The sequence below is a fragment of the Bradyrhizobium sp. 62 genome, assembly GCF_023073035.1.
Lineage (GTDB): Bacteria > Pseudomonadota > Alphaproteobacteria > Rhizobiales > Xanthobacteraceae > Bradyrhizobium.
This window is the reverse complement of the sequence record NZ_JADPIT010000023.1, coordinates 356424-376248: the sequence shown is the minus strand read 5'-3', so window position 1 is coordinate 376248 and position 19825 is coordinate 356424. Positions and strand designations below refer to the sequence as shown.

Sequence of the window (19825 nt, the reverse complement as noted above, 5' to 3'; positions counted from 1 at the left end):
GGGTCCCGGCCTTCGCCGGGACGACATTAGGAGAGAGCATGGCGAAATCTCACGGTCCCTTGCGTGTCGGCATCGGCGGTCCGGTCGGATCGGGCAAGACCGCGCTGATGGACCTGCTCTGCAAGACCATGCGCGAGCGCTACGACATCGCCGCGATCACCAACGACATCTACACCAAATGGGATGCGGAATTCCTGGTGCGCTCGGGCTCGCTGACGCCGGATCGCATTGCCGGGGTCGAGACCGGCGGCTGCCCGCACACCGCGATCCGCGAGGACGCCTCAATGAATCTCGCCGCGGTAGCGGATATGCGCGCCAAGTTTCCCGGGCTCGATCTCGTGCTGATCGAATCGGGCGGTGATAACCTCGCTGCCACTTTTTCCCCGGAGCTCGCCGATCTCACCATTTACGTCATCGACGTGGCGGCCGGCGACAAGATCCCGTCAAAGGGCGGCCCCGGCATCACCCGGTCCGACCTCCTTGTGATCAACAAGATCGACCTGGCGCCCTATGTCGGCGCCTCCTTGGAAAAGATGGAGACGGACGCCAGGCGCATGCGCGGCGAGCGACCGTTCGTCATGACCAACCTGAAGAAGAGCCAGGGGCTGGACCGCATCATCGGCTTCATCGAGGCCAAAGGCGGCTTGAAACGGGCCAGCTGACCGGCGCGACCACCTGGCGCAGGCGTTTTCCCCCGATAACGGCATGGGCAGAGCCGTGTCCGCGGAACAAATTTCGGTCACGGCAATTGATTACCTCCGGTGCCCGGAGCAAATCCATCCCGGCCCGACCATCGGCCGGGCGGCTTTAAGCTTCTCAGGCGACCCAAGTTGCGTATCGATGCCTCCTCCTCCATTATCTCGGCCATTGGGGTTCACCCTGTTTCGGCACGTGCCCGTTCGAGCGGCGTCCATATGCTCCGTGTTTATTGCCGACCTCCTGCTTTCGCCTGAGTAGTCGCGTGGTCAGGCTGGGTTTCATCATCGGCTTCATTGCTCTTCTCGGAGCCCTGCTCTCCGGGCTTGCGGCTTATCGCGTCCACGACCAGGAGCTGGCGCTGGATCGGATCGCGCTGGCGCGCGCGATCGACGTCCATGCGAGCCTGGTCCAGGACCGGCTCACCGAGCGCGAACTGCTCGCTCGGGTTGCCTCCGGCCTGTTCCGGGCACCGTCGGTGCTCAAGCCAAACATGCTCGAGCCGCTGCGCTCGGCCATCTACGCCTTCAAGACCGATTTCGTGGTGGCGGGCTGGGTGGCCCGCCTGAAGCCGAACGAGCTTGCCGCAGCGCAGGCCGCCATCGCGAGCGCCGGCTTCCCCAATCCGCGAATCCGCACCTATGACGACAAGCCGATCGATCCGGCAGGTGTCACCCAGCCGATCGACGTGCTGCTGGATCTCGAGCCGCGCAGCAACGAGACCAAGGGGCTGCCTGGTCGCAGTTACGACCAGGACCAGGTGCGCAGCGCCATGCTGACGCGCGCCAGAGTGGAGAAGAGATCGGTTGCCTCAGAACCGGTTGCCCTCCTGCGCGGCGACGGGCCCATCGGCATCATTGTGGCCGCTCCCGTCATCCCCGAGGGCGCAACGGAGCCGGCGGGCTTCATCACATTTTCCTACGAGCTCTCTTCCCTGATGCTGACCAACGACGACATGTCGTTGTTCGCGGTCGCGCTGAAGGATCCGCGCCTGGAGGGTGGCGAGCTGGTCGCCAACGATCAAGGCGTCGTCTCCGGCCGAACGACGGCGGCCGATGGGCCCGCGCCGTCGGCGACGCGCACGGTGAGCTTCGGTGGCCGCGACTGGCAGCTCGGCTATTACGCCAAGACCAATTCGGCGCGCCGCGCCGAACAGACTGCGATCATCGTGGCGGCGATCGGCTTTGCGATCACCGCGATGGTGTGCGGCCTGTTCGGCTACGTCGCCTACAACAATTTGCGGCTCAGCCGGGAAATCCAGGTCAGAATCGGCTTCGAACGCCGGCTGACCGCTGTCATCGACGAGCTCAACCACCGGGTCAAAAACATCCTGGCAGTGATCCAGTCGATCGTGACCCGCACGCTGCGCCATGGCTCCGACATCGATGTCGCGCGCGAGCTCCTGATCGGCCGCATCCACGCCATGTCCAACGTCGTCTCGCTGCTCAGCGAGAGCCAGTGGCAGGGTGTCAAGCTGAAGGGCCTGTTCGAGGCGCGCGCGATCCCGCATGCCGACCGCATCGCCGTTACCGGTCCTGATATCGCAGTCAGCGCGCGCGCGGCGCAGAGCCTCTCGCTGCTGTTCTTCGAGCTCGCCTCACACTCCGACGAAGGCCTGTCGCTGGTCGGCAAGCATCCGCACATCACGGCCAATTGGACGGTGACGAATGAGGGCGCCGGCGAGGTCTTCTATTTCCGCTGGGAGGAGTTCAACACCAGCGAAGCGACGCGCCGCCCCGATTCCGATTTCGGCCTGATCCTGCTCGACCGCGTCGCGCCCGAGGCGCTCGGCGGCACCGCCAAGCGCTATTTCACCGACGTCTCCTATGTCTACGAGCTGACCGCGCCGATGGAGACGGTCGAGGACATGACCGAGCGCGACCGCACCGACAAGCTGTCGGCACCGATCCGGCCCGCGCGGTGATTCCAGGTTAGCTCTGCGGCCGCAGCACGAGGTCAACCAGATTGCGCGCGTAGGCCGGCGTGATCGGCGCGATGCCGAAGACGTAGCGGTAGAACAGGCTGCCATAGATCGCGTCGTAGAGATCCTCCGGCGGTGCTTCCGCCAGAATGCTGCCGTCGTTTTGGCCGGCGGCGATCATCTCGACCAGCGCGTCGCGGCGGAATTGCAGGTAGCGGGCGTAGAACAGCTCGGCGGAGCCGGTCTTGGAAATGCATTCGGAGATGACGGCGAGCTGGACCTTGCCGAACTCGCCTTGGAGCGCTTCGGCATAGGCGGCGGCATGGCGGCGTGCGCGCGCGGCGGGGCTGCCCGAGCTTGCAGGCGGCAGCGGCAGCATCTGCGCGGCTTGATGAAGGAAGGCGTCGATCAGCAAGGCTTCGCGGGAGGGCCACCATTTGTAGATCGTCATCTTGGAGACGCTGGAGTGGCGCGCGATCGCGTCGATGGTGGTGGCGGCAAGGCCGGTGGTGGCCATCAGCGCATAGGCGCTTTGGAGAATGGCGTTGGTGGTCTCGATCGACCTCGGCCGGCCGCGCCGGGGCGCGCTGTCGGCTCCCTCACCCCCGCCATTCGCCATCGCCACGCCCCGCCTCCTCGCGCAATCCGCTGCCGCTCCGCTTAGCCCAGCCGCGATGGCCGGCCTAGCGGAATCGGAAGGTGCCGGGCTAGGCCTGTTGCCGCAAGGCCGCCGGCAGGTCCTGCCGCTTCGACCAGGCGATGTAGTATGCGACCGCGGCCATCGCAGCGAAGCCGGCCAGACTCACGGCGATCTGCATCACCATCAGATTGGCACCGGTGATCAGAATGAGATGGCCGGCGAAGGACAGGAACACGCCGACACAGAACACCGCGAGCCATTCCTCGCCGCATCGGATGACCGCCCGCAGCGATCTCCATTGCAGGCCGGGATGATCGGCCGGCACGAGATGTGTCGCGATGAAAGCGAGTGCGAGGAAGTGGACTACGCGATAGGGTGCGAGGTTTTCCTTGTCTGTCGGCGTGATGTTGTCGAGCACGATGTCCGGCAGGTAGGCGGCAAGCGCCGGCGAGTGGCGCATCAGCGTGATCGCCATCGCGGATACGAGATAGGCGCCCGCAAGCACGCGTAGCCAGGGCAGGCCATGCAGCGCGCGGCTCGACGCACCGGTCACGGCGAACCATGCGCCCAGCACCATCAGCATCTGCCAGCAGTATGGGTTGAAGGTCCACTCCTGGTCCGGATAGACCCGGAAATTCCAGTCGAACCAGCGCGCCGCGACGTACAGCGCGACCGATGCAGCCAGCGTCAGGTTCGGCCGCCGCAACAGCCCCCACAGCGCGAACGGAAAGAAGGCCATCAGCGGGATCATCAGCTGTAACAGATCGAGATTCAGCGGCTCCTCCTGGAGCACGAGGCCACGCACCAGGATTCGCAGCGGGTGTTCGAGAATTCCCGATATGTTGTATTCGTGGATGATTTCGGGCGCCATCGATTGCGAGGCGACATAGGCGATGGTGTCGATATAGATCACGAACAGCACGACATAGGCGGCATACAGCCGCCAGACGCGGCGAAAGATGCGCGTCGCCGCGACAACGTAGCCGCGCTCAAGCGCTATCCTGCCGTGAATGATCGCGACGCCATAGCCCACCACGAACACGAACAAGTCTGCGGCGCCGCTGAAGCCGAAGTTGCGCAGCGTCAGCAAATTGACCACGTTGTTCGGGATGTGGTCGACGAAAACCGACCAGTTGGCGATGCCGAGCGTCAAATAGAGCCGGGGGTCGTGATGGAATGCGGCGAGGTTCGCCTGGACAGACGGTTTCATCGAAAAAATGACTTTTGGAATCAGGGGCGCTGCTTTTAGCGGCAACCGCCTGCCTATCCGAGTAGCGTTTGCGTGAGTAGGGACATTCGCGTCCGGCGCCGCAAATTTGGCGGGGCGCCCGCGGGTGTCGAATTCCGAAAGATGCGCTTGCTGGACCTATGACGAAATTTTCTAACGCGCGCTAGCCGCTACTCGGCAGGTTCGGCCGAGGCATCGTCGGGTACGCCGGCGCGGCTCGCCATGATTCCGAGCGCGACGCCGCCGATCGCCAGGATCGGCAACAGCCGCTTGATCCCGATGGCGCGAACGATCTGAAGTCCGGTGGCGAGCAGCATGGGGTCCGCGAGCATGCTCGAGGCCGCCGACCTCGTGGCGCGCTCGGCTGCGATATGAGCTTGCTTGCGCAGCTGCCGTTTGTAGACCCAATAGCTCACCGCTGCGGTCAGGGTCAGCAGAAAGAAAATGCCTGCACCGGCGAGGCAGGCTTGCACCGGTCCATATTTGTTGAGCACAGAAATGAACGCTGCCGCGCACAGGAAGCACGTGGTGATGAAGAGTGCGAGCGCCGCGCCTGCTGCCAGCGATGTCAGCCGCACAGTAGTACCGGTGGATGCGCTGATCCCGTCGATGATGCGCTGAAACATGGCCTTGCTCCTCAGATCCCCACAAGCCGGCACCGGCGGCGCCGCTGCGCCACCGTCTCAATACCCGTTCGCGATCTCAGCGACGCCAGACCGCGCCGATCAGGAAGCCGATGCCGAGCGCGAGCCCGACGGTCGCGAGCGGCCGCTGCGTGATCGCGTCCTCCAGCGTCTCCTCGATCGAGCCATAGGCCTCCTGTGCCGCGCCCATCATCGCGCTGCCGCGTTCCGACATGTCGTCGATCGCGGAATCCACGTTTTCGCGCGCCTGGCTATAGCCGCGGCGGGCTTGCTTGCTGGAGGAGTTGGCAAAAGTATTGAGCGCGTCGGTGATCTGATCGGTGAGGGCGGCGATATCGCTTTTCACGGCTGCTACATCCTTCTCGAGGCGTTCTCGGGTGGCTTTGTCGGTCCAGTCTCTCATCCCGGCTTCGGCATTGGTGGCGGACATCGGGGGCTCCGAGCTGTTGACGGTTGAGACAGCCGGGAAACGTTTCGTCGTCGGGTAAGTTCCGTTCACGGAAACCGGTCAGTCCTGCGGGAGCTGCGGCGTATCCTGCGGCAACAGATGCTCTTTCAGGATCAGGGCGACGATCAGCAGCGGCGACGACAGGAACGCGCCCATCGGGCCCCACAGCCAGGTCCAGAACGCCAGCGCCAGCAGCACGGCGAGCGCATTGAGCGCCAGCCGTCGGCCGATGATGGTCGGCGTGACGAAATGTCCCTCCAGGAAGGTGATGCCGCCAAAGGCGAGCGCCGCCATCAGGCCGCCGCTGACGGTCGGGAAGGTGACCAGTCCCACCACGACCAGAATGGCGAACATGGCCACCGGTCCGATGATCGGAATGAAATTGAGGGTGGCCGCGAGCGCGCCGAGGCCAGCCGGATTGGGCATTCCGGTGAGCGCGCAGACTATGCCGGCGGCAACGCCGACGCCGACATTGATGAGGGTCACCGTCAGAAGGTAGTTGCCGAGATGGACCTCGATCTCGTTGAGGATGCGAAGCGTGCGCAGCCGTGCCTCATGATCGCTGAAGGTCATGATCATCGCCCGTCGCAGGTCCCGCCAGCTGGCGATGAACAGGATCAGGGTGACGAAGAACAGCAGGAATTCGGTAAAGGTCGGTGACAGGAATTCGATCGTCGGCTGCACCCAATCGAATTTCGGCATCTGGAAACTTGGCAATCCCTCCGAGCCGCCGAGCATCATCTGCAGCTCCCGCCACAGCGCCAGCGGCCGGTCGAACACGTGGACCTTGTCTTTCAACTGCGCGCCGAGTTCGGGCAGGCGCGAGCTCCATTCCATCGCTGGCGAGGCGATCAGCGCGACGATGAAGCCGACCACGGCGGTCACCGCGAACACGATCAGCGCGGCGGCGAGGCTCCGCGGCACTTTCCGTTTCTCCAGGAAGGTCGCCGCCGGTGAGAGCATCGTGCCGGTGACGAACGCCATCACGACAGGCAGAAAGAACGCCTTTCCGGCATAGAGCACCGCGACGATTGCAATGAGGAGCAGTCCGGCGAGCGAGAAGGCGACGAGCTCGGTGCGGCGGATCACCGGGGGGAGCTCGCCGTGGCTCTCGGGAAGCGGGGTGCCTTCGCCGTTGCCGGAAGTCATACGTTCACTGGGAAGGACGCGCACAATACCTCTCCGGCGCGGAGTCTTCGGTCCGCGCGCCCAAGGACCAGGAGAGAACGTCCAAGCGCCCTGCGGGTTCCATCGCGGCTTCGTGAAGAAATGCTCGCTTGACTGTGACGTCGCTGCTGCATCGGGCAGGGGAACTTGTATCGGCTCGACCGCGTTGGTCGGACCAGAGCATCACCCTGATGCAGGTATCCAACGGGGCAGCACATGACGAAGTTCTCTGCAGTCCGACGCCGCTTATCGCCGCGCCGCATCACCGCTTTCGCGTTCGCAACCGCTTTGCTGGCAGTGCCGTTCGGCGCCGCAAGCGCACAGACACTGGGCTACACCTATCCGCAGGATCAGGCCTACCCGCAGGACCAGGGCTATTCGCAGGGTTATGCAAACCAAGGCTATGCGAACCAAGGCTATGCAAGCCCGAACGTGCAGGCTTCCGACGAGGATGCCGCGCTGCCCGATCGCCTGCGCAAGCAGATTGTCAGCTTCGACCGCAGCGAGCCGGCCGGTACCATCGTCATCGATACCAATAATACTTATCTTTACTATGTGCTCGGCCAGGGCCGCGCCATCCGTTATGGCGTCGGTGTCGGGCGCGAGGGTTTCACCTGGTCGGGCGTGCAGAGCGTCAGCCGCAAGGCGGAGTGGCCGGACTGGCATCCGCCGGCTGAGATGATCGCGCGCCAACCCTATCTGCCCCGCTTCGTCGCTGGCGGCCCCGGCAATCCGCTCGGCGCGCGTGCGATGTATCTCGGGTCGAGCGAATACCGCATCCATGGCACCAACGATCCCACCACGATCGGCAAGTTCGTCTCGTCCGGCTGCATCCGCATGACCAATGAGGACGTCACCGACCTGTTCGGCCGCGTCAATGTCGGTGCCAAGGTCGTTGTGCTGCCCAAGAACGCGCCGCTGATGGCCAAAGGCGGGGATTCCGTGCGCAAGCGTCCGGCCGTGACGGCGCTGCCCTCGGGCCGTCAGGCGCTGAACATTTCGAATTCGGCCGTAAACTAAGGGGCGCGTGAGGTCACATGAAGAGACGTTCGATCGGCAAACTCGCCGGTGGCGCGGCGGCATTCGTCGCCGTTGCCTCCTTTGGCCTCGCGCTGACCCCATCGGCCCATGCGGAGGACTTTTTCTCGGCCCTGTTCGGCGGCTTCCGCGGGCGGGCGGCGCCAGAGATTCGCATGCCGTTCCAGACCGATGACATGCCGCGCTACGACACGCCGCGCCAGCGGGCCTCCTCCTCCTCCTCCTACGGCGGCGGCACGGCCTATTGCGTGCGCGGCTGCGACGGACGTTATTTCCCGGCGCAGGGAAATGATTCCGAGAGCAAGGCGCAATCCTGCAAGAGCTTCTGTCCGGCCTCGGAGACCTCGCTGGTCTATGGCGGCAACATCGAGGACGCGACGACGGACAAGGGGAAATCCTATTCCGACCTGCCCAACGCGTTCCGCTATCGCAATGAGATTGTCGCAGGCTGCACCTGCAACGGCAAAGATCCGGTCGGGCTCGCTCAGGTCAAGGTCGACGACGATCCCACCTTGCGCAAGGGCGACATCGTCGCGGGCGCCGATGGTCTGGTGGTCGCCAGCCGCAATGCCAATGACCGCCGCGGTGTCGCGATGAATTTCTCCCCGTTGCCGGATTCGGTGCGCGCAAGATTCCGCCAAGTGCCGGTAGTGGCGAAGGAGTAGCCCTCAACGTCGTCCTGGCGAAAGCCAGGACGACGTTGAGGGTGTGGGGCGCGGCTCTCTCTTTAACGGCCTACGCTACGCCGCGCGGATCTTGCCGAGGAAGTCGCTAACCTCATGGCCGAGCTGGCGGCTCTGGCTCTCCAGCATCTCGGAGGCATGTTTTACGTTGTCAGCGGCGGCTGCGGCAGCGTCGGCATCGGATTTGACGCCGGTGATGTTGTCCGAAACGTTCTTGGTGCCCTGCGCCGCAAACTGGGTGCTGCGGGTGATCTCTTGCGTGGCCGCTCCCTGCTCCTGCACGGCGGCGGCGATCGCGGTCGCAACCTCGTTCACTTCGCCGATGATGCCGCCGATGGTCTGGATCGCGCTGATGGCATCGCCCGCGACCTTCTGGATGTCGGCGATCTGCTCGGAGATCTCCTCGGTTGCCTTGGCCGTCTGGCTCGCCAGCGACTTCACCTCGGAGGCGACCACGGCAAAGCCGCGCCCCGCTTCGCCTGCGCGGGCCGCCTCGATCGTGGCGTTGAGCGCGAGCAAATTGGTCTGCTGCGCAATGGTGTTGATCAGGCCGACAACCTCGCCGATGCGGCCGGCCGACTTCTGAAGTCCCTGGACCGTGCCGTCGGTGTCGCGCGCCTGGGTCACGGCGCGGCTGGCGATGCCTGCGGCATGCGCGGCCTGCTGGCTAATGTCGTTGATCGAGGCGCTGAGCTCCTCCGCGGCGGCGGCGACGCTGTCGACGCTCATGGACGCATCATTGGAGGCCTTGCCCGCGACCTGCACGCGGTCGTTGGTCTGCCGCGATACCGCGGAGAGATCGCCCGAGGTCTTGCGCATTTCACCGGAGGCTTCGCTCAATTCGCCGAGCGTTTTGCGCACCGCGCCCTCGAACTCGCCGACATAGGTCTCGACCGCGCGCTGGCGCGCCGAGGCGCCCGCATTGCGTTCGCGCTCCTGCGCCTCGATCGTGAGCTTCTCGTTGGCCTGCTGCTTGAAGGTCTCCAGCGCGCCGGCAAGCGCCCCGATCTCGTCGTTGCGGTCGAGATAGCCGCTGTCGACGGCAAGATCGCCGCCGGCGACCTTGAGCATGGCGTCGCGAATGGTGTTGAGCGGGGTGATGACGCGGCGGCTGACCAGCATGATCGCGCCGACGGCAAGGCCGATAGCGAGCGCCAGCAGCGTAAGCTGTACGATCAGCGCGCGCTGTGCGGCGCCGCGCTGCTCCTGCGTGTGGATCTTGGCAGCATCGAGTGCACCTTCTGCCACTGCGACCGCGCTCGCCATGCGACCGACCGTGAGCGGGCTCCATTGGTTCGCCGTCATCTCTGGCTTCTCACCCTTGACCAGCGCGTCCGCGAGACGGTCGCGCAAGGCCAGATATTGCGGCTCGAAATAAGAGGTTTTGGCGGAGGCCATCGCGGCGGCGAGCCCCGCCGGCAACTGCATGCCGGACGTCGACAACTCTAGCGCCTTCCACATCGCGCTCGTGCCGCCGACATGTTGGGTATAGGCGTAGCGGCCTTCCGGGGTGATCTTGCCGGCGGCCAGCCCGGTCGAGACGATCAGCGACGCCTCACCCGCGGTGTTGCGGAGCAGCCAGGCGTTCTGCTTGATCGACAGGAGCTGGTCGATCGCGGCGTCCAGGTGATTGACGGTGGCGGCCAACGTGTTCGAAAGCTTGTCGAGCGTGTCGAGCAGGCCCTGTGTCGTCTCCATGTATTCCTTGGGCAGGCCGGCGCGGCGCTGGTCCTTCGGCTTGGCCACATCCTCCCAGAACTGTTTCTGCTCCTCGATCAGCAGCTTGTAGAGGCGCGCGAGCTCCGGTACCAGCGTACCCGATTGCGGAAAGTCGATGGTCGGCAGCAGCTCGATCGCGCGCGCCATGGCGGGCATTTGGGCATCGCGCAGGGCGCGCAGATATTTCTGGATCTCGCCGTCCATCGGCTCGGTCGCGTTCAGGAGGCGGACCGTGGTCGAGCGGTCGGTGCGCAGATTGTGCATCGCCTTGAACAGATCGGCGGACGTGTCGGCGATCTGCGAGATGCGGTTGGCGGTCTTCAGGCGATCCCAGGACTCGTAGGCGGTGAGCGAGAGTGCGATCACCACGCAGACCGACGTGATCGCGATCACCGCCTTCAGCAGCGCGGATACGGTCAGACGATTCAGCATCGAAGTCCCCCAATTCCCATTACAAAGTGCGTGAAGTCGCCCCGGCAACATCGCAAAAGTGGGCGCACGCAAGACCAGGCAATCGCATGCCGTTTGTGGCTCAGGGCCCAAACGGTGACCGCATCTGAAAGGAAAAGGGTAAAGTTTTAGGCAGGCCGGCTGACGGTAGAAGTACGTATTTACTAGAAGTTGCAGAGGGTTGCGTCGATGGAACCAAGCCGGGAGTTGCGCGTTAGGAGACTGTCAGCAATTTTGCCTAAAGGGGGGTCCTAGCGATGCTGGTCGGCGTACTCGTCACCTTTCTCGTCGTCATTCTCGTACTTTACCTCATCAACATGCTGCCGATGGACGGCCGCGCCAAGCAGATCGCGCGCGTCGTCGTCATCATCATCGGCATCGTGTCGCTGCTGAAATATCTGGCCGTGTTCTAGCCGGGCTTTCGTAGCCCGACGGATCGCAGCGCAATCCGGGTCTTGCCCCAAACTATAGCGGCCCCGGATTACACTTCGCTCCATCCGGGCTACGGCTCCAACAAAAAAGCCCCGGCGTGAGCCGGGGCTTTGGTGCTCGGTTATTCGGGCCTACCCCGCCGCTTTGGCCTCGCGGCGGCGGGCGGTGAGGATGTATTCGGTGTAGCCGTTCGGCTGCTCGCGCCCCTTGAAGATGAGGTCGCTAGCCGCCTTGAAGGCCGTGCCGTCGAAGGCGGGCGCCATCGGCTTGTAGATGGGATCGCCCGCATTCTGCTTGTCGACGACGACCGCCATGCGCTTGAGCGATTCCATCACCTGCGCCTCGGTGATGACGCCCTGGTGCAGCCAGTTGGCGAGGTGCTGGCTGGAAATGCGCAAGGTGGCACGGTCTTCCATCAGGCCGACGTCGTGGATGTCAGGCACCTTGGAGCAGCCGACTCCCTGGTCGATCCAGCGCACGACATAGCCCAGAATGCCCTGGCAGTTGTTGTCGATCTCCTGCTTGACGTCGTCGGGTGCCCAGTTCGATTTCGACACCGGGATGGTGAGGATGTCTTCGAGCTTCGCGCGTGGGCCGCCCTTGGCGAGCTCCTGCTGGCGCGCGGTGACGTTGACCTGGTGGTAGTGCAGCGCGTGCAGCGTCGCGGCCGTCGGCGAGGGCACCCAGGCGGTGGTGGCGCCGGCCTGCGGATGGGCGAGCTTCTGGGCCAGCATGTCCGCCATCTTGTCGGGCGCGGCCCACATGCCCTTGCCGATCTGGGCATGGCCGGGCAGGCCACAGGTCAGGCCCATGTCGACGTTCCAATCCTCATAGGACTTGATCCAGGGCTGCGCCTTCATCTCGTTCTTGCGGATCATCGGACCCGCCTCCATCGAGGTGTGGATCTCGTCGCCGGTACGGTCGAGGAAGCCGGTGTTGATGAACATGATGCGCTTGGAGGCGCGCTGGATGCAGGCCTTGAGGTTGACGGTGGTGCGCCGCTCCTCGTCCATGATGCCGACCTTGAGCGTGTTCTCGGGCAGCGACAGCATCTTCTCGACGCGGTCGAAGATCTCGCAGGTCAGCGACACCTCGTCGGGGCCGTGCATCTTCGGCTTGACGATATAGGCAGATCCCGTGCGGCTGTTCTTGACCTTGGAGTTGCCTTTCAGATCATGCACGGCAAGAAGCCCGGAGACGGCGGCGTCGAGCAGGCCTTCCGGAATTTCCTCGCCCTTGTCGTCCAGCACCGCGTCGGTGAACATGTGGTGACCGCAATTGCGCATCAGCAGCAGGCTGCGGCCGTGCAGCTTGATCTCGCCCTTGCCGTCAGGCGTCTTGTAGCTGCGGTCGGCATTGAGCGAGCGCGTCAGCGTCTTGCCGCCCTTCTCGAAATCGGCCGACAGCGTGCCGTTCATCAGGCCGAGCGTGTTGCGATAGACCAGCACCTTGTCCTCGGCATCGACGGCCGCGACCGAGTCTTCCATGTCGAGAATCGTGGAGACCGCGGACTCCATGACCATGTCCGCAACGCCGGCCGGATCGTCCTTGCCGATCGCGCTGGTGCGGTCGATCTTCACCTCGACATGCAGGCCGTTGTTGGCGAGCAGCACCGCGCTCGGTGCGGCTGCGTCGCCCTGGAAGCCCGCGAATTGCGCGGCGTTCTTCAGCGCGGTGGCGTTGCCGCTCTTCAGCTTCACCGCGAGCTGGCCTGCGACCACGCTATAGGCGGTGACGTCGGTGTGACTGCCGGTCGCCAACGGCACGGCGGCGTCGAGGAAGGCTTTCGCTTTTGCGATCACCTTGTCGCCGCGCGCCTTGTTGTAGCCCTTGCCGCTCTCGGACGGATCGTGCGGGATCGCGTCGGTGCCGTAGAAGGCGTCATAGAGCGAGCCCCAGCGCGCATTCGCCGCATTCAGCGCGTAGCGTGCGTTGGTCAGGGGCACGACCAGCTGCGGGCCGCAGATCTTGCCGATCTCCTCGTCCACATTGGTGGTCTCGACCTTCTGCGTCGCCGGCTCCGGGACGAGATAGCCGATCTCCTTCAGGAAGGCGGTATAGGCGTTGAGGTCGAACGCCTTGCCCTTGTTGGCGCGGTGCCAGTCGTCGATCTTGGCCTGCAGCGTGTCGCGCACCGCCAGCAGCGCGCGGTTCTTCGGGCCCAGCTCCTTGATGATGGCGGCAAGCCCGGCCCAGAACGCATCCGGCGCGATACCCGTCTTCGGGGCCGCTTCCTTGGCGATGAAATCGAACAGGACGGGAGCAATCTTCAATCCGTGGGCGTCGACGCGTTTCATGATGGGCTTTCTCGTTGGAAATGGCTGTTTTTGGCTGCTTTTGACCCGACAGCAGCAAAATGCGCTCCAAGGAGCGGCTTTCGGGGTCTTATTAGCCCCAAAATCGGGGCCGTGAGAAGGCCCCCAAAAGTTGTCAAAATGTCAAGGCGAGGTGGGGGGACGCACGGTGTCATTCCCCGCGAAGGCGGGGAATCCAGTCGCCGAGGCCTCTGGGCTGAATCACTGCAGTCGGTGGAATACTGGGTCGCCCGGTCAAGCCGGGCGACGACAGCGGGGCAGCAGCCCGGCTTCAAATATTCGCGGCGAGGTCCACGAGTTCGTCGAACAGCACGCCGGTTGTCTTGAGCATCTGTTCGATCTCGTCCGCCGCCTCGGCGACCGTCCGCGTCGACGTGTCGATCACGAGCTCAGCGGCTTGCGGCGTCTCGTAGTCGTTGAGGATGCCGGTGAACGACGCGAGCGTGCCGGCGCGGGCCTTCTTGTAGTGGCCCTTGGGGTCGCGCTCCTCGCAAATTTCCGCAGGCGTCGCGACGTGGATCTCGCGGAACGAAGTGTCGGCGATGCGGCGCGCGGTGGCGCGGTCCTCGCGGGCGGGCGAGACGGCGGCGACAATGGCGATGTGGCCGTTGCGAGCGAGATGCGTGGCGACTTCAGCGAGACGCCGGATGTTCTCGCTGCGATCGGCGGTCGAGAAGCCGAGATCGCTGTTGAGCCCGGCGCGTAGCGTATCGCCGTCGAGCAGGATCGGCGAGCCGCCATTGCTGAACAGCCGCCGCTCCAGCGCTTTTGCGAGAGTCGACTTGCCGGAGGCGGGCAAGCCGGTGAGCCAGATCACGGCGCCGTTGTGACGATAGCGCGCGGAGCGTTCGTCGGGCCGCAGCGCGGATTCCACCGGCACGATGTCGACGGGCACGGCGCGCTGGCCGGCGTCGACCGACAGCACGAGACCGCCGCCGGCGATGCGCCCGGACACCTCGATCACGAGACGGCCGGTGCGCGGATTCTCCGTGTAGGGATCGGTGGCAATCGGATTCGAAAGGGAAATGTCGATCTCGCCGACATGGTTGCGCCCGATCGCCTTGTTCTCGACGCTCGACAGCTCGCCCGGATCGACCGCCTTCTCGATGGCGACGACGGTGGCGCGGCTTTCCTTCGGTCCGCAGCGAACCAGGAGCAGGTCGCCCTTGGCCAGCGGCTTGTCGTGCAGCCAGAAGATCCGCGCGCGCAGCCGCCGCGTCTCGCGCGGCGCGCTGTTCGTATGCGCGATGATATCGCCGCGCTCGAGGAACAGCTCGCGGTCGAGCGTGATGCCGACCGAGCGGCCCGCACCCTGGCGCCCCGCGACCGGCGTCACCGGCCAGCTCTCGACCGTCTTGATCCTGGCGATCTTGCCGGCGGGCATGATCACGATTTCGTCGCCGGCGACCAGGTTGCCGGATTCGATCCGGCCCGCAACGATGCGGCGATCGTCGAATTTGTAGATCGCCTGCACCGGCAGGCGCAGCGCCAGCGCTTCGAGCGGCCGCGCCGGCTCGAGTCCATCAAGCGCCTCGACCACGGTCGGACCCTTGTACCAGCCGATGCGGTCGGTGCGCTCGGCGACGCCGTCGCCGTCGCGGGCGGAAATCGGGATCACGGCCGTGGGCTTCACACCGAGACCTTGCAGATGCGCCGAGATCTCGTCGCTGATGTCCTTGAAGCGCTCGGCGGAGAAGTCGACGCGGTCCATCTTGTTGACGACGACCGCGACCTGCTTCACGCCGAGCAGATGCAGGAGATAGCCGTGCCGCCTTGTCTGATCGCGCACGCCTTCGAGCGCGTCGATGATCAGCACCGCGCCGTCGGCCTGCGAGGCGCCGGTGATCATGTTGCGCAGGAATTCGGCGTGGCCGGGTGCGTCGATCAGCACGATGTCGCGCGAATTGGTGCGGAAGCGGATCTGCGTCGTGTCGATGGTAATGCCCTGGTCGCGCTCGGTCTGCAGCGCGTCGAGCAGGAACGACCATTCGAACGGCATGCCGCGCCGCGCGCTGACGGCCTTGAGCATGTCGAGCTTGCCGTCGGGCAGGCTGCCGGTCTCGTGCAAGAGGCGGCCGACCAGCGTCGACTTGCCGTGGTCGACATGGCCGACGATGACGATGCGGACCTGCGGACGCGTGGTGCCGTTCGGGGTCGCAGGCGATGCGGGGGTGACGATCATGTTCATACGACGCTCGCGTCCTTGATCAGAGATAGCCGGCGACGCGCAGGCGCTCGAAAGCGTCCTCGGTCTCGTGGTCGAGCGCACGACCGGAACGTTCCGGCACCTTGGTCTGCTCGAGCTCGATCAGGATCTCGTCGATGTTCGACGCGTTTGAGGCGACCGGATTGGTGATGTCCTGATCGCCCAGCGAGCGATAGCGCTTGCCGTTTTGCGACAGATACAGCGGGATGATCGGGATGTTCTCGCGCTTGGTGTAGGCCCAGATATCGGACTCGGTCCAATGCAGGATCGGATGGATGCGCAAATGCGCGCCTTGCGGCGGCGACGCATTGAAATGATCCCAGAACTCCGGCGGCTGGTCGCGCACGTCCCAATTGCCCTCCAGGCCGCGCGGAGAGAACACGCGCTCCTTGGCGCGCGTCGCCTCCTCGTCGCGGCGAATGCCGGCGATCAGGCCGTCGAAACCGTATTTGCCGAGCGCCATCTTGAGGCCCTCGGTCTTGCGCGCGGCGGAACGGGCGGCGGGCGGCAGCGTTGGGTCGACGGCATCAATCGGCGGGCAGGGCTCGACGCGCAGATCGAGATCCCATTCCTTGCCGTAGTGATCGCGAAAGCGATACATCTCCGGAAACTTCTTGCCGGTGTCGACATGGAGGGCCGGGAACGGCAGACGGCCGAAGAACGCCTTGCGCGCCAGCCAGATCATGACGTTGGAGTCCTTACCGAGCGACCACAGCAGGGCGATCTTCTTCAAACGGGCAAAAGCCTCGCGGAAGATGTAGATGCTCTGGGCCTCGAGCTGGTCGAGATGGTCCATGCTCGGTGCCAGGTCGGCAGAAAATTCTTGCGCGGGCACGCGCTCGGCGAGAGCGGGGCTGCTCAGCCCGCCAGCAGTGGAATTGTCCTTGAGAAGATGCATCTCTGCCACTTTGCGTTTGAAGGCGAAAATTCTATAGTTGCGGTGCAAGGGAGAAGAAAAAATTTTCTCTTTGCGCGCTCGAAACGACACATATATAGAAAATAATTCCAGTCAACCCCGCATGTGGGGGAAGCGAGTATCGTATGCGGTTCTTGCCCGTGTTCCTCGATCTCAACGCCGGTCCGGTGGTCCTCATCGGTGCGGGTGAGCTTTTGCGCGCCAAGCTGCGCGTGCTCACTGCGGCCGGTGCGCGCATTCGCGTGCATGCGATCGACGGCAATCAGGACCTGGGTCTGAGCTCCGAGGACGCCGCGCGTATCGACATTGCGGCGGCCGATCCTTTGACCGCCGATCTCTCGGGAATCATCGCCGTCGTTTGCGCCGGCGCAGGCGATGTCGGCGTGGCGATGTCGGCCCGCGCCAAGGCGCTCGGCCTGCCCGTCAACGTCATGGACGATCTCGAGCATTCCAGCTTCATCTTTCCGGCGATCGTCGATCGCGGCGATGTCGTGGTCGCCGTCGGCACCGGCGGCACGTCGCCGGTGGTGGCGCGGCGCGTGCGCGAGAAGATCGAGGCGCTGCTGCCGGCGCGCATCGGCGAACTCGCCGAGTTCATCGGCGGCTTCCGTAAATCCATCAACGAACGTATTGCCGAGTTTCCGCTGCGCCGCCGCTTCTGGGAGCGCGTCATCGACGGCCCGATTGGCGCTGCCATTCTGGCCGGCCGCAAAGGCGACGCGGACGCAGCGCTCAAGGCGATTTCCGATCCATCCGCTTTCGCGCGGGCCGACAAGCCGGAAGGATCTGTCGCGCTGGTCGGCGCCGGTCCAGGTGATCCGGATTTGCTCACCATCAAGGCGCTGCGCGCGCTCCAGGATGCCGATATCGTCTTCCACGACGAGCTGGTCTCGCCTGAAATTCTCGATCGCATCCGCCGTGACACCACGCGTGTGCCGGTCGGCCGCCGCGTCGGCAAGCCCGGCATCGGGCAGGACGCCATCAACAAGCGTATGATCGAGGCCGCGCAATCCGGCCAGCGTGTGGTGCGGCTGAAGGGCGGCGATCCCTTCGTGTTCGGCCGTGGCGGCGAAGAAGTCGAAGCGCTGCGTGCTGCCGGCGTTGCTTATTCGATCATTCCCGGCATTACCGCAGGCCTTGGTGGCGCCGCCGATTTCGAGGTGCCGCTCACCTACCGTCACGAAGCAACCCGCATCACCTTCCTCACCGCGCACAAGGCGCGCGACGCGGAAGTCGTGGACTGGTCGACGCTGACCGACGCCAGGATGACCGTCGTGGTCTACATGGGCATGACGGCTGCGCCCGCTATACGCGCTGGCCTGTTTGCCGCCGGCCGTTCGCCGGAGACGCCGGTCGGCGTGTTCGCCCGCGTCACGCGCCCCGATGCGCAAGGCGCGATCGGCACGCTGCGCGACCTGCCTGAGCTGGTGCGACGGACCAATGGCGGGCCTGCCATTCTCATCATCGGCGATGTGGTCCGGCATGCCGGATCGCTTCGCCGCCAAACCCCAAAGCAAATCATCTCTGACCTATTGGATGCAGCCGAATGACCTCCCCGCTTGAACAGAAAAAGATCAAAATCGCCGGCCCCTCGGTCGTGACCGCCAATCGCACCTGGGACGGCATCGTGGTGTACCGCACCGCCGCCAAGGGCTGGTCTGCCGACCTCTCGGAAGCTGCGATCGTGCGCAACTCCGACGAGGCGAAAGCGTTGCTTGCGGAGTCCGTGGCCGATGACGTGGGCGCGATCGGTCCCTATATCGCCCCGGTACAGGTCGACGCCGACGGCAAGGTCGAACCCGGCAATCTGCGCGAACAGATCCGCCGCACCGGCGTGACCATCGGACAGCCGGTCCAGGTTTAAGGCATTCTCTCATGTACGCTTACGACGAAATCGACCGCACGCTCGTCAACGAGCGCGTCTCGGAATTCCGCGACCAGGTGAAGCGCCGCCTGTCCGGCGAGCTCACCGAGGACGAGTTCAAGATCCTGCGGCTGCAGAACGGCGTCTATCTGCAACTGCACGCCTACATGTTCCGGGTCGCGATCCCCTACGGGACGCTGGCGTCCAACCAGTTGCGGGCGCTCGCCCACGTCGCGCGCAAATACGACCGCGGCTACGGCCATTTCACGACGCGGCAGAACATCCAGTTCAACTGGATCAAGCTCGCCGAGCTGCCGGATGCGCTGGCCGATCTCGCCGAGGTCGGCATCCATGCGATGCAGACCTCCGGCAACAACATGCGCAACGTCACCTCGGACCAGTGGGCCGGCGTCGCGCCCGGCGAGATCGAGGATCCCCGCATCTGGTCGGAGCTGATCCGCCAGCACACCACGCTGCATCCGGAATTCTCGTTCCTGCCGCGCAAGTTCAAGATCGCGATCACCGCGTCGGACCACGACCGCGCCGCGATCAAGATCCACGACATCGGGCTGAAGCTGATCAAGAACGAGAAGGGCGAGACCGGCTTCGAGGTTCTGGTCGGCGGCGGGCTCGGGCGCACGCCGTTCATCGGCAAGACCATCAAGCACTTCGTGCATGGCCGCGACATTCTCAGCTATATCGAAGCGATCCTGCGCGTCTACAACCAGTACGGCCGCCGCGATAACATCTACAAGGCGCGCATCAAGATCCTGGTGCACGAGCTCGGCATCGAGAAGTTCTCGCGCGAAGTCGAGGAGGAGTGGCAGCACATCCGCAACTCCTCGCTCCAGATCGACGACGAGGTGGTCGAGGACATCCGCTCGCGCTTCACCTATCCCGCCTACGAGAAGCTGCCGCACAATCCGGACGAGCTGCGCCAGGCCGCGGCCGATCCGGATTTCGAGGCGTGGCGCAAGAACTCGGTGGCCCCGCACAAGGTCCAGGGCTATTCCATTGTCACGATCTCGCTGAAGCCGATCGGCGCGCCTCCGGGCGATGCCACCGCCGAGCAAATGGATGCGCTCGCCGATCTCGCCGACAGATATTCCTTCGGGGAGATCCGCGTCGGCCACGAGCAGAACCTCGCTTTGCCGCACGTTGCCAAGCGCGACCTGCCGGCGTTGTGGAAGGCGCTCGACAAGCTCGGTCTCGCGACGCCGAACGTCAATCTGATCACCGACATCATCGCCTGCCCGGGGCTCGACTACTGCTCGCTGGCCAATGCGCGCTCGATCCCGATCGCGCAGGAGCTGACGCGGCGTTTCGCCAATCACGAGCTGGCCAATTTGATCGGCCGGTTGCACATCAACATCTCCGGCTGCATCAACGCCTGCGGCCATCACCATGTCGGTCACATCGGCATTCTCGGCGTCGAGAAGAACGGCGAGGAGGTCTACC

At 64.6% G+C, this 19825-nt stretch carries 17 protein-coding genes; 8 read left to right on the top strand and 9 right to left on the bottom strand.

The genetic code is table 11. The features are described from left to right. Window positions 1-38 precede the first annotated feature (38 nt). Both ureG and IVB47_RS25390 read left to right on the top strand, forming a co-directional pair. Window positions 39-662: an urease accessory protein UreG gene (gene ureG, locus IVB47_RS25395; protein ID WP_247431949.1), complete on the top strand. Its 624-nt coding sequence runs from the start codon at window positions 39-41 to the stop codon at window positions 660-662. A gap of 299 nt (window positions 663-961) precedes the next feature. After that, complete coding sequence (locus IVB47_RS25390; RefSeq protein WP_027570218.1) at window positions 962-2620, top strand: HWE histidine kinase domain-containing protein; 1659 nt, start codon at window positions 962-964, stop codon at window positions 2618-2620. A gap of 7 nt (window positions 2621-2627) precedes the next feature. Here IVB47_RS25390 and IVB47_RS25385 read toward each other — a convergent pair whose 3' ends face one another. From IVB47_RS25385 to IVB47_RS25365, 5 genes are all read right to left on the bottom strand, one after another. Then, entirely contained in the window at window positions 2628-3236 is a 609-nt protein-coding gene (locus IVB47_RS25385) for a TetR/AcrR family transcriptional regulator (protein WP_247465310.1), read from the bottom strand. 88 nt (window positions 3237-3324) lie between these two features. Further along, on the bottom strand, window positions 3325-4467 hold the full coding sequence (locus tag IVB47_RS25380) for an OpgC domain-containing protein (RefSeq protein WP_247465292.1): 1143 nt from the start codon (window positions 4465-4467) through the stop codon (window positions 3325-3327). Between the two features lie 188 nt (window positions 4468-4655). Beyond that, window positions 4656-5111: a hypothetical protein gene (locus IVB47_RS25375; RefSeq protein ID WP_027570221.1), complete on the bottom strand. Its 456-nt coding sequence runs from the start codon at window positions 5109-5111 to the stop codon at window positions 4656-4658. Between the two features lie 76 nt (window positions 5112-5187). Then, a complete protein-coding gene (locus IVB47_RS25370; protein WP_027570222.1) occupies window positions 5188-5559 on the bottom strand; it encodes a DUF883 family protein in 372 nt (123 codons plus the stop codon). A gap of 78 nt (window positions 5560-5637) precedes the next feature. Next, window positions 5638-6750: an AI-2E family transporter gene (locus tag IVB47_RS25365; RefSeq protein WP_247465290.1), complete on the bottom strand. Its 1113-nt coding sequence runs from the start codon at window positions 6748-6750 to the stop codon at window positions 5638-5640. Window positions 6751-6960: 210 nt separating this feature from the next. Between IVB47_RS25365 and IVB47_RS25360 the strand changes: the two genes are divergently transcribed. Next, entirely contained in the window at window positions 6961-7764 is an 804-nt protein-coding gene (locus IVB47_RS25360) for a L,D-transpeptidase (RefSeq protein WP_247465289.1), read from the top strand. A gap of 17 nt (window positions 7765-7781) precedes the next feature. Continuing rightward, window positions 7782-8447: a DUF2865 domain-containing protein gene (locus tag IVB47_RS25355; RefSeq protein ID WP_247465286.1), complete on the top strand. Its 666-nt coding sequence runs from the start codon at window positions 7782-7784 to the stop codon at window positions 8445-8447. 75 nt (window positions 8448-8522) lie between these two features. Here IVB47_RS25355 and IVB47_RS25350 read toward each other — a convergent pair whose 3' ends face one another. Then, window positions 8523-10616: a methyl-accepting chemotaxis protein gene (locus IVB47_RS25350; protein ID WP_247465283.1), complete on the bottom strand. Its 2094-nt coding sequence runs from the start codon at window positions 10614-10616 to the stop codon at window positions 8523-8525. Window positions 10617-10891: 275 nt separating this feature from the next. Between IVB47_RS25350 and IVB47_RS25345 the strand changes: the two genes are divergently transcribed. Beyond that, the gene (locus IVB47_RS25345) at window positions 10892-11047 is read left to right on the top strand and encodes a Thivi_2564 family membrane protein (protein ID WP_007599832.1); all 156 of its coding nucleotides are present in this window, start codon (window positions 10892-10894) and stop codon (window positions 11045-11047) included. Window positions 11048-11197: 150 nt separating this feature from the next. Here the strand turns inward: IVB47_RS25345 and IVB47_RS25340 are convergent, their stop codons facing one another. The 3 genes from IVB47_RS25340 to cysD all read right to left on the bottom strand — a co-directional run bounded on the left by IVB47_RS25340 (window position 11198) and on the right by cysD (window position 16383). Further along, entirely contained in the window at window positions 11198-13363 is a 2166-nt protein-coding gene (locus IVB47_RS25340) for a malate synthase G (protein WP_247406296.1), read from the bottom strand. Window positions 13364-13652: 289 nt separating this feature from the next. Continuing rightward, complete coding sequence (cysC, locus tag IVB47_RS25335; protein ID WP_247465281.1) at window positions 13653-15569, bottom strand: adenylyl-sulfate kinase; 1917 nt, start codon at window positions 15567-15569, stop codon at window positions 13653-13655. Between the two features lie 19 nt (window positions 15570-15588). Then, window positions 15589-16383, bottom strand: a complete 795-nt coding sequence (gene cysD, locus IVB47_RS25330; RefSeq protein ID WP_027570229.1) for a sulfate adenylyltransferase subunit CysD — start codon at window positions 16381-16383, stop codon at window positions 15589-15591. A gap of 245 nt (window positions 16384-16628) precedes the next feature. Here cysD and cysG point away from each other — a divergent pair, with 245 nt between their 5' ends. The 3 genes from cysG to IVB47_RS25315 form a co-directional block, all read left to right on the top strand. Beyond that, window positions 16629-18053 carry a siroheme synthase CysG gene (gene cysG / locus IVB47_RS25325; protein ID WP_247283707.1) on the top strand — a complete coding sequence of 475 codons (1425 nt, stop codon included), beginning with the start codon at window positions 16629-16631 and terminating at the stop codon, window positions 18051-18053. Continuing rightward, window positions 18050-18367 (top strand): DUF2849 domain-containing protein, encoded by a 318-nt coding sequence (locus tag IVB47_RS25320; RefSeq protein WP_247283709.1) that lies wholly within the window; start codon window positions 18050-18052, stop codon window positions 18365-18367. Before cysG ends, IVB47_RS25320 begins: the two co-directional genes overlap by 4 nt. Before the next feature lie 11 nt (window positions 18368-18378). After that, window positions 18379-19825 (top strand): nitrite/sulfite reductase (locus IVB47_RS25315; protein ID WP_247465280.1); only part of this gene is annotated, 1447 nt, incomplete at its 3' end.

Bases quoted from the DNA above. Each gene is read 5' to 3' on its own strand.
- ureG (WP_247431949.1), top strand. From the start codon at position 39: ATGGCGAAATCTCACGGTCCCTTGCGTGTCGGCATCGGCGGTCCGGTC.
- IVB47_RS25385 (WP_247465310.1), bottom strand. From the start codon at position 3,236: ATGGCGAATGGCGGGGGTGAGGGAGCCGACAGCGCGCCCCGGCGCGGC.
- IVB47_RS25380 (WP_247465292.1), bottom strand. From the start codon at position 4,467: ATGAAACCGTCTGTCCAGGCGAACCTCGCCGCATTCCATCACGACCCC.
- IVB47_RS25375 (WP_027570221.1), bottom strand. From the start codon at position 5,111: ATGTTTCAGCGCATCATCGACGGGATCAGCGCATCCACCGGTACTACT.
- IVB47_RS25370 (WP_027570222.1), bottom strand. From the start codon at position 5,559: ATGTCCGCCACCAATGCCGAAGCCGGGATGAGAGACTGGACCGACAAA.
- IVB47_RS25360 (WP_247465289.1), top strand. From the start codon at position 6,961: ATGACGAAGTTCTCTGCAGTCCGACGCCGCTTATCGCCGCGCCGCATC.
- IVB47_RS25355 (WP_247465286.1), top strand. From the start codon at position 7,782: ATGAAGAGACGTTCGATCGGCAAACTCGCCGGTGGCGCGGCGGCATTC.
- IVB47_RS25350 (WP_247465283.1), bottom strand. From the start codon at position 10,616: ATGCTGAATCGTCTGACCGTATCCGCGCTGCTGAAGGCGGTGATCGCG.
- IVB47_RS25345 (WP_007599832.1), top strand. From the start codon at position 10,892: ATGCTGGTCGGCGTACTCGTCACCTTTCTCGTCGTCATTCTCGTACTT.
- IVB47_RS25340 (WP_247406296.1), bottom strand. From the start codon at position 13,363: ATGAAACGCGTCGACGCCCACGGATTGAAGATTGCTCCCGTCCTGTTC.
- cysC (WP_247465281.1), bottom strand. From the start codon at position 15,569: ATGAACATGATCGTCACCCCCGCATCGCCTGCGACCCCGAACGGCACC.
- cysD (WP_027570229.1), bottom strand. From the start codon at position 16,383: ATGGACCATCTCGACCAGCTCGAGGCCCAGAGCATCTACATCTTCCGC.
- cysG (WP_247283707.1), top strand. From the start codon at position 16,629: ATGCGGTTCTTGCCCGTGTTCCTCGATCTCAACGCCGGTCCGGTGGTC.
- IVB47_RS25320 (WP_247283709.1), top strand. From the start codon at position 18,050: ATGACCTCCCCGCTTGAACAGAAAAAGATCAAAATCGCCGGCCCCTCG.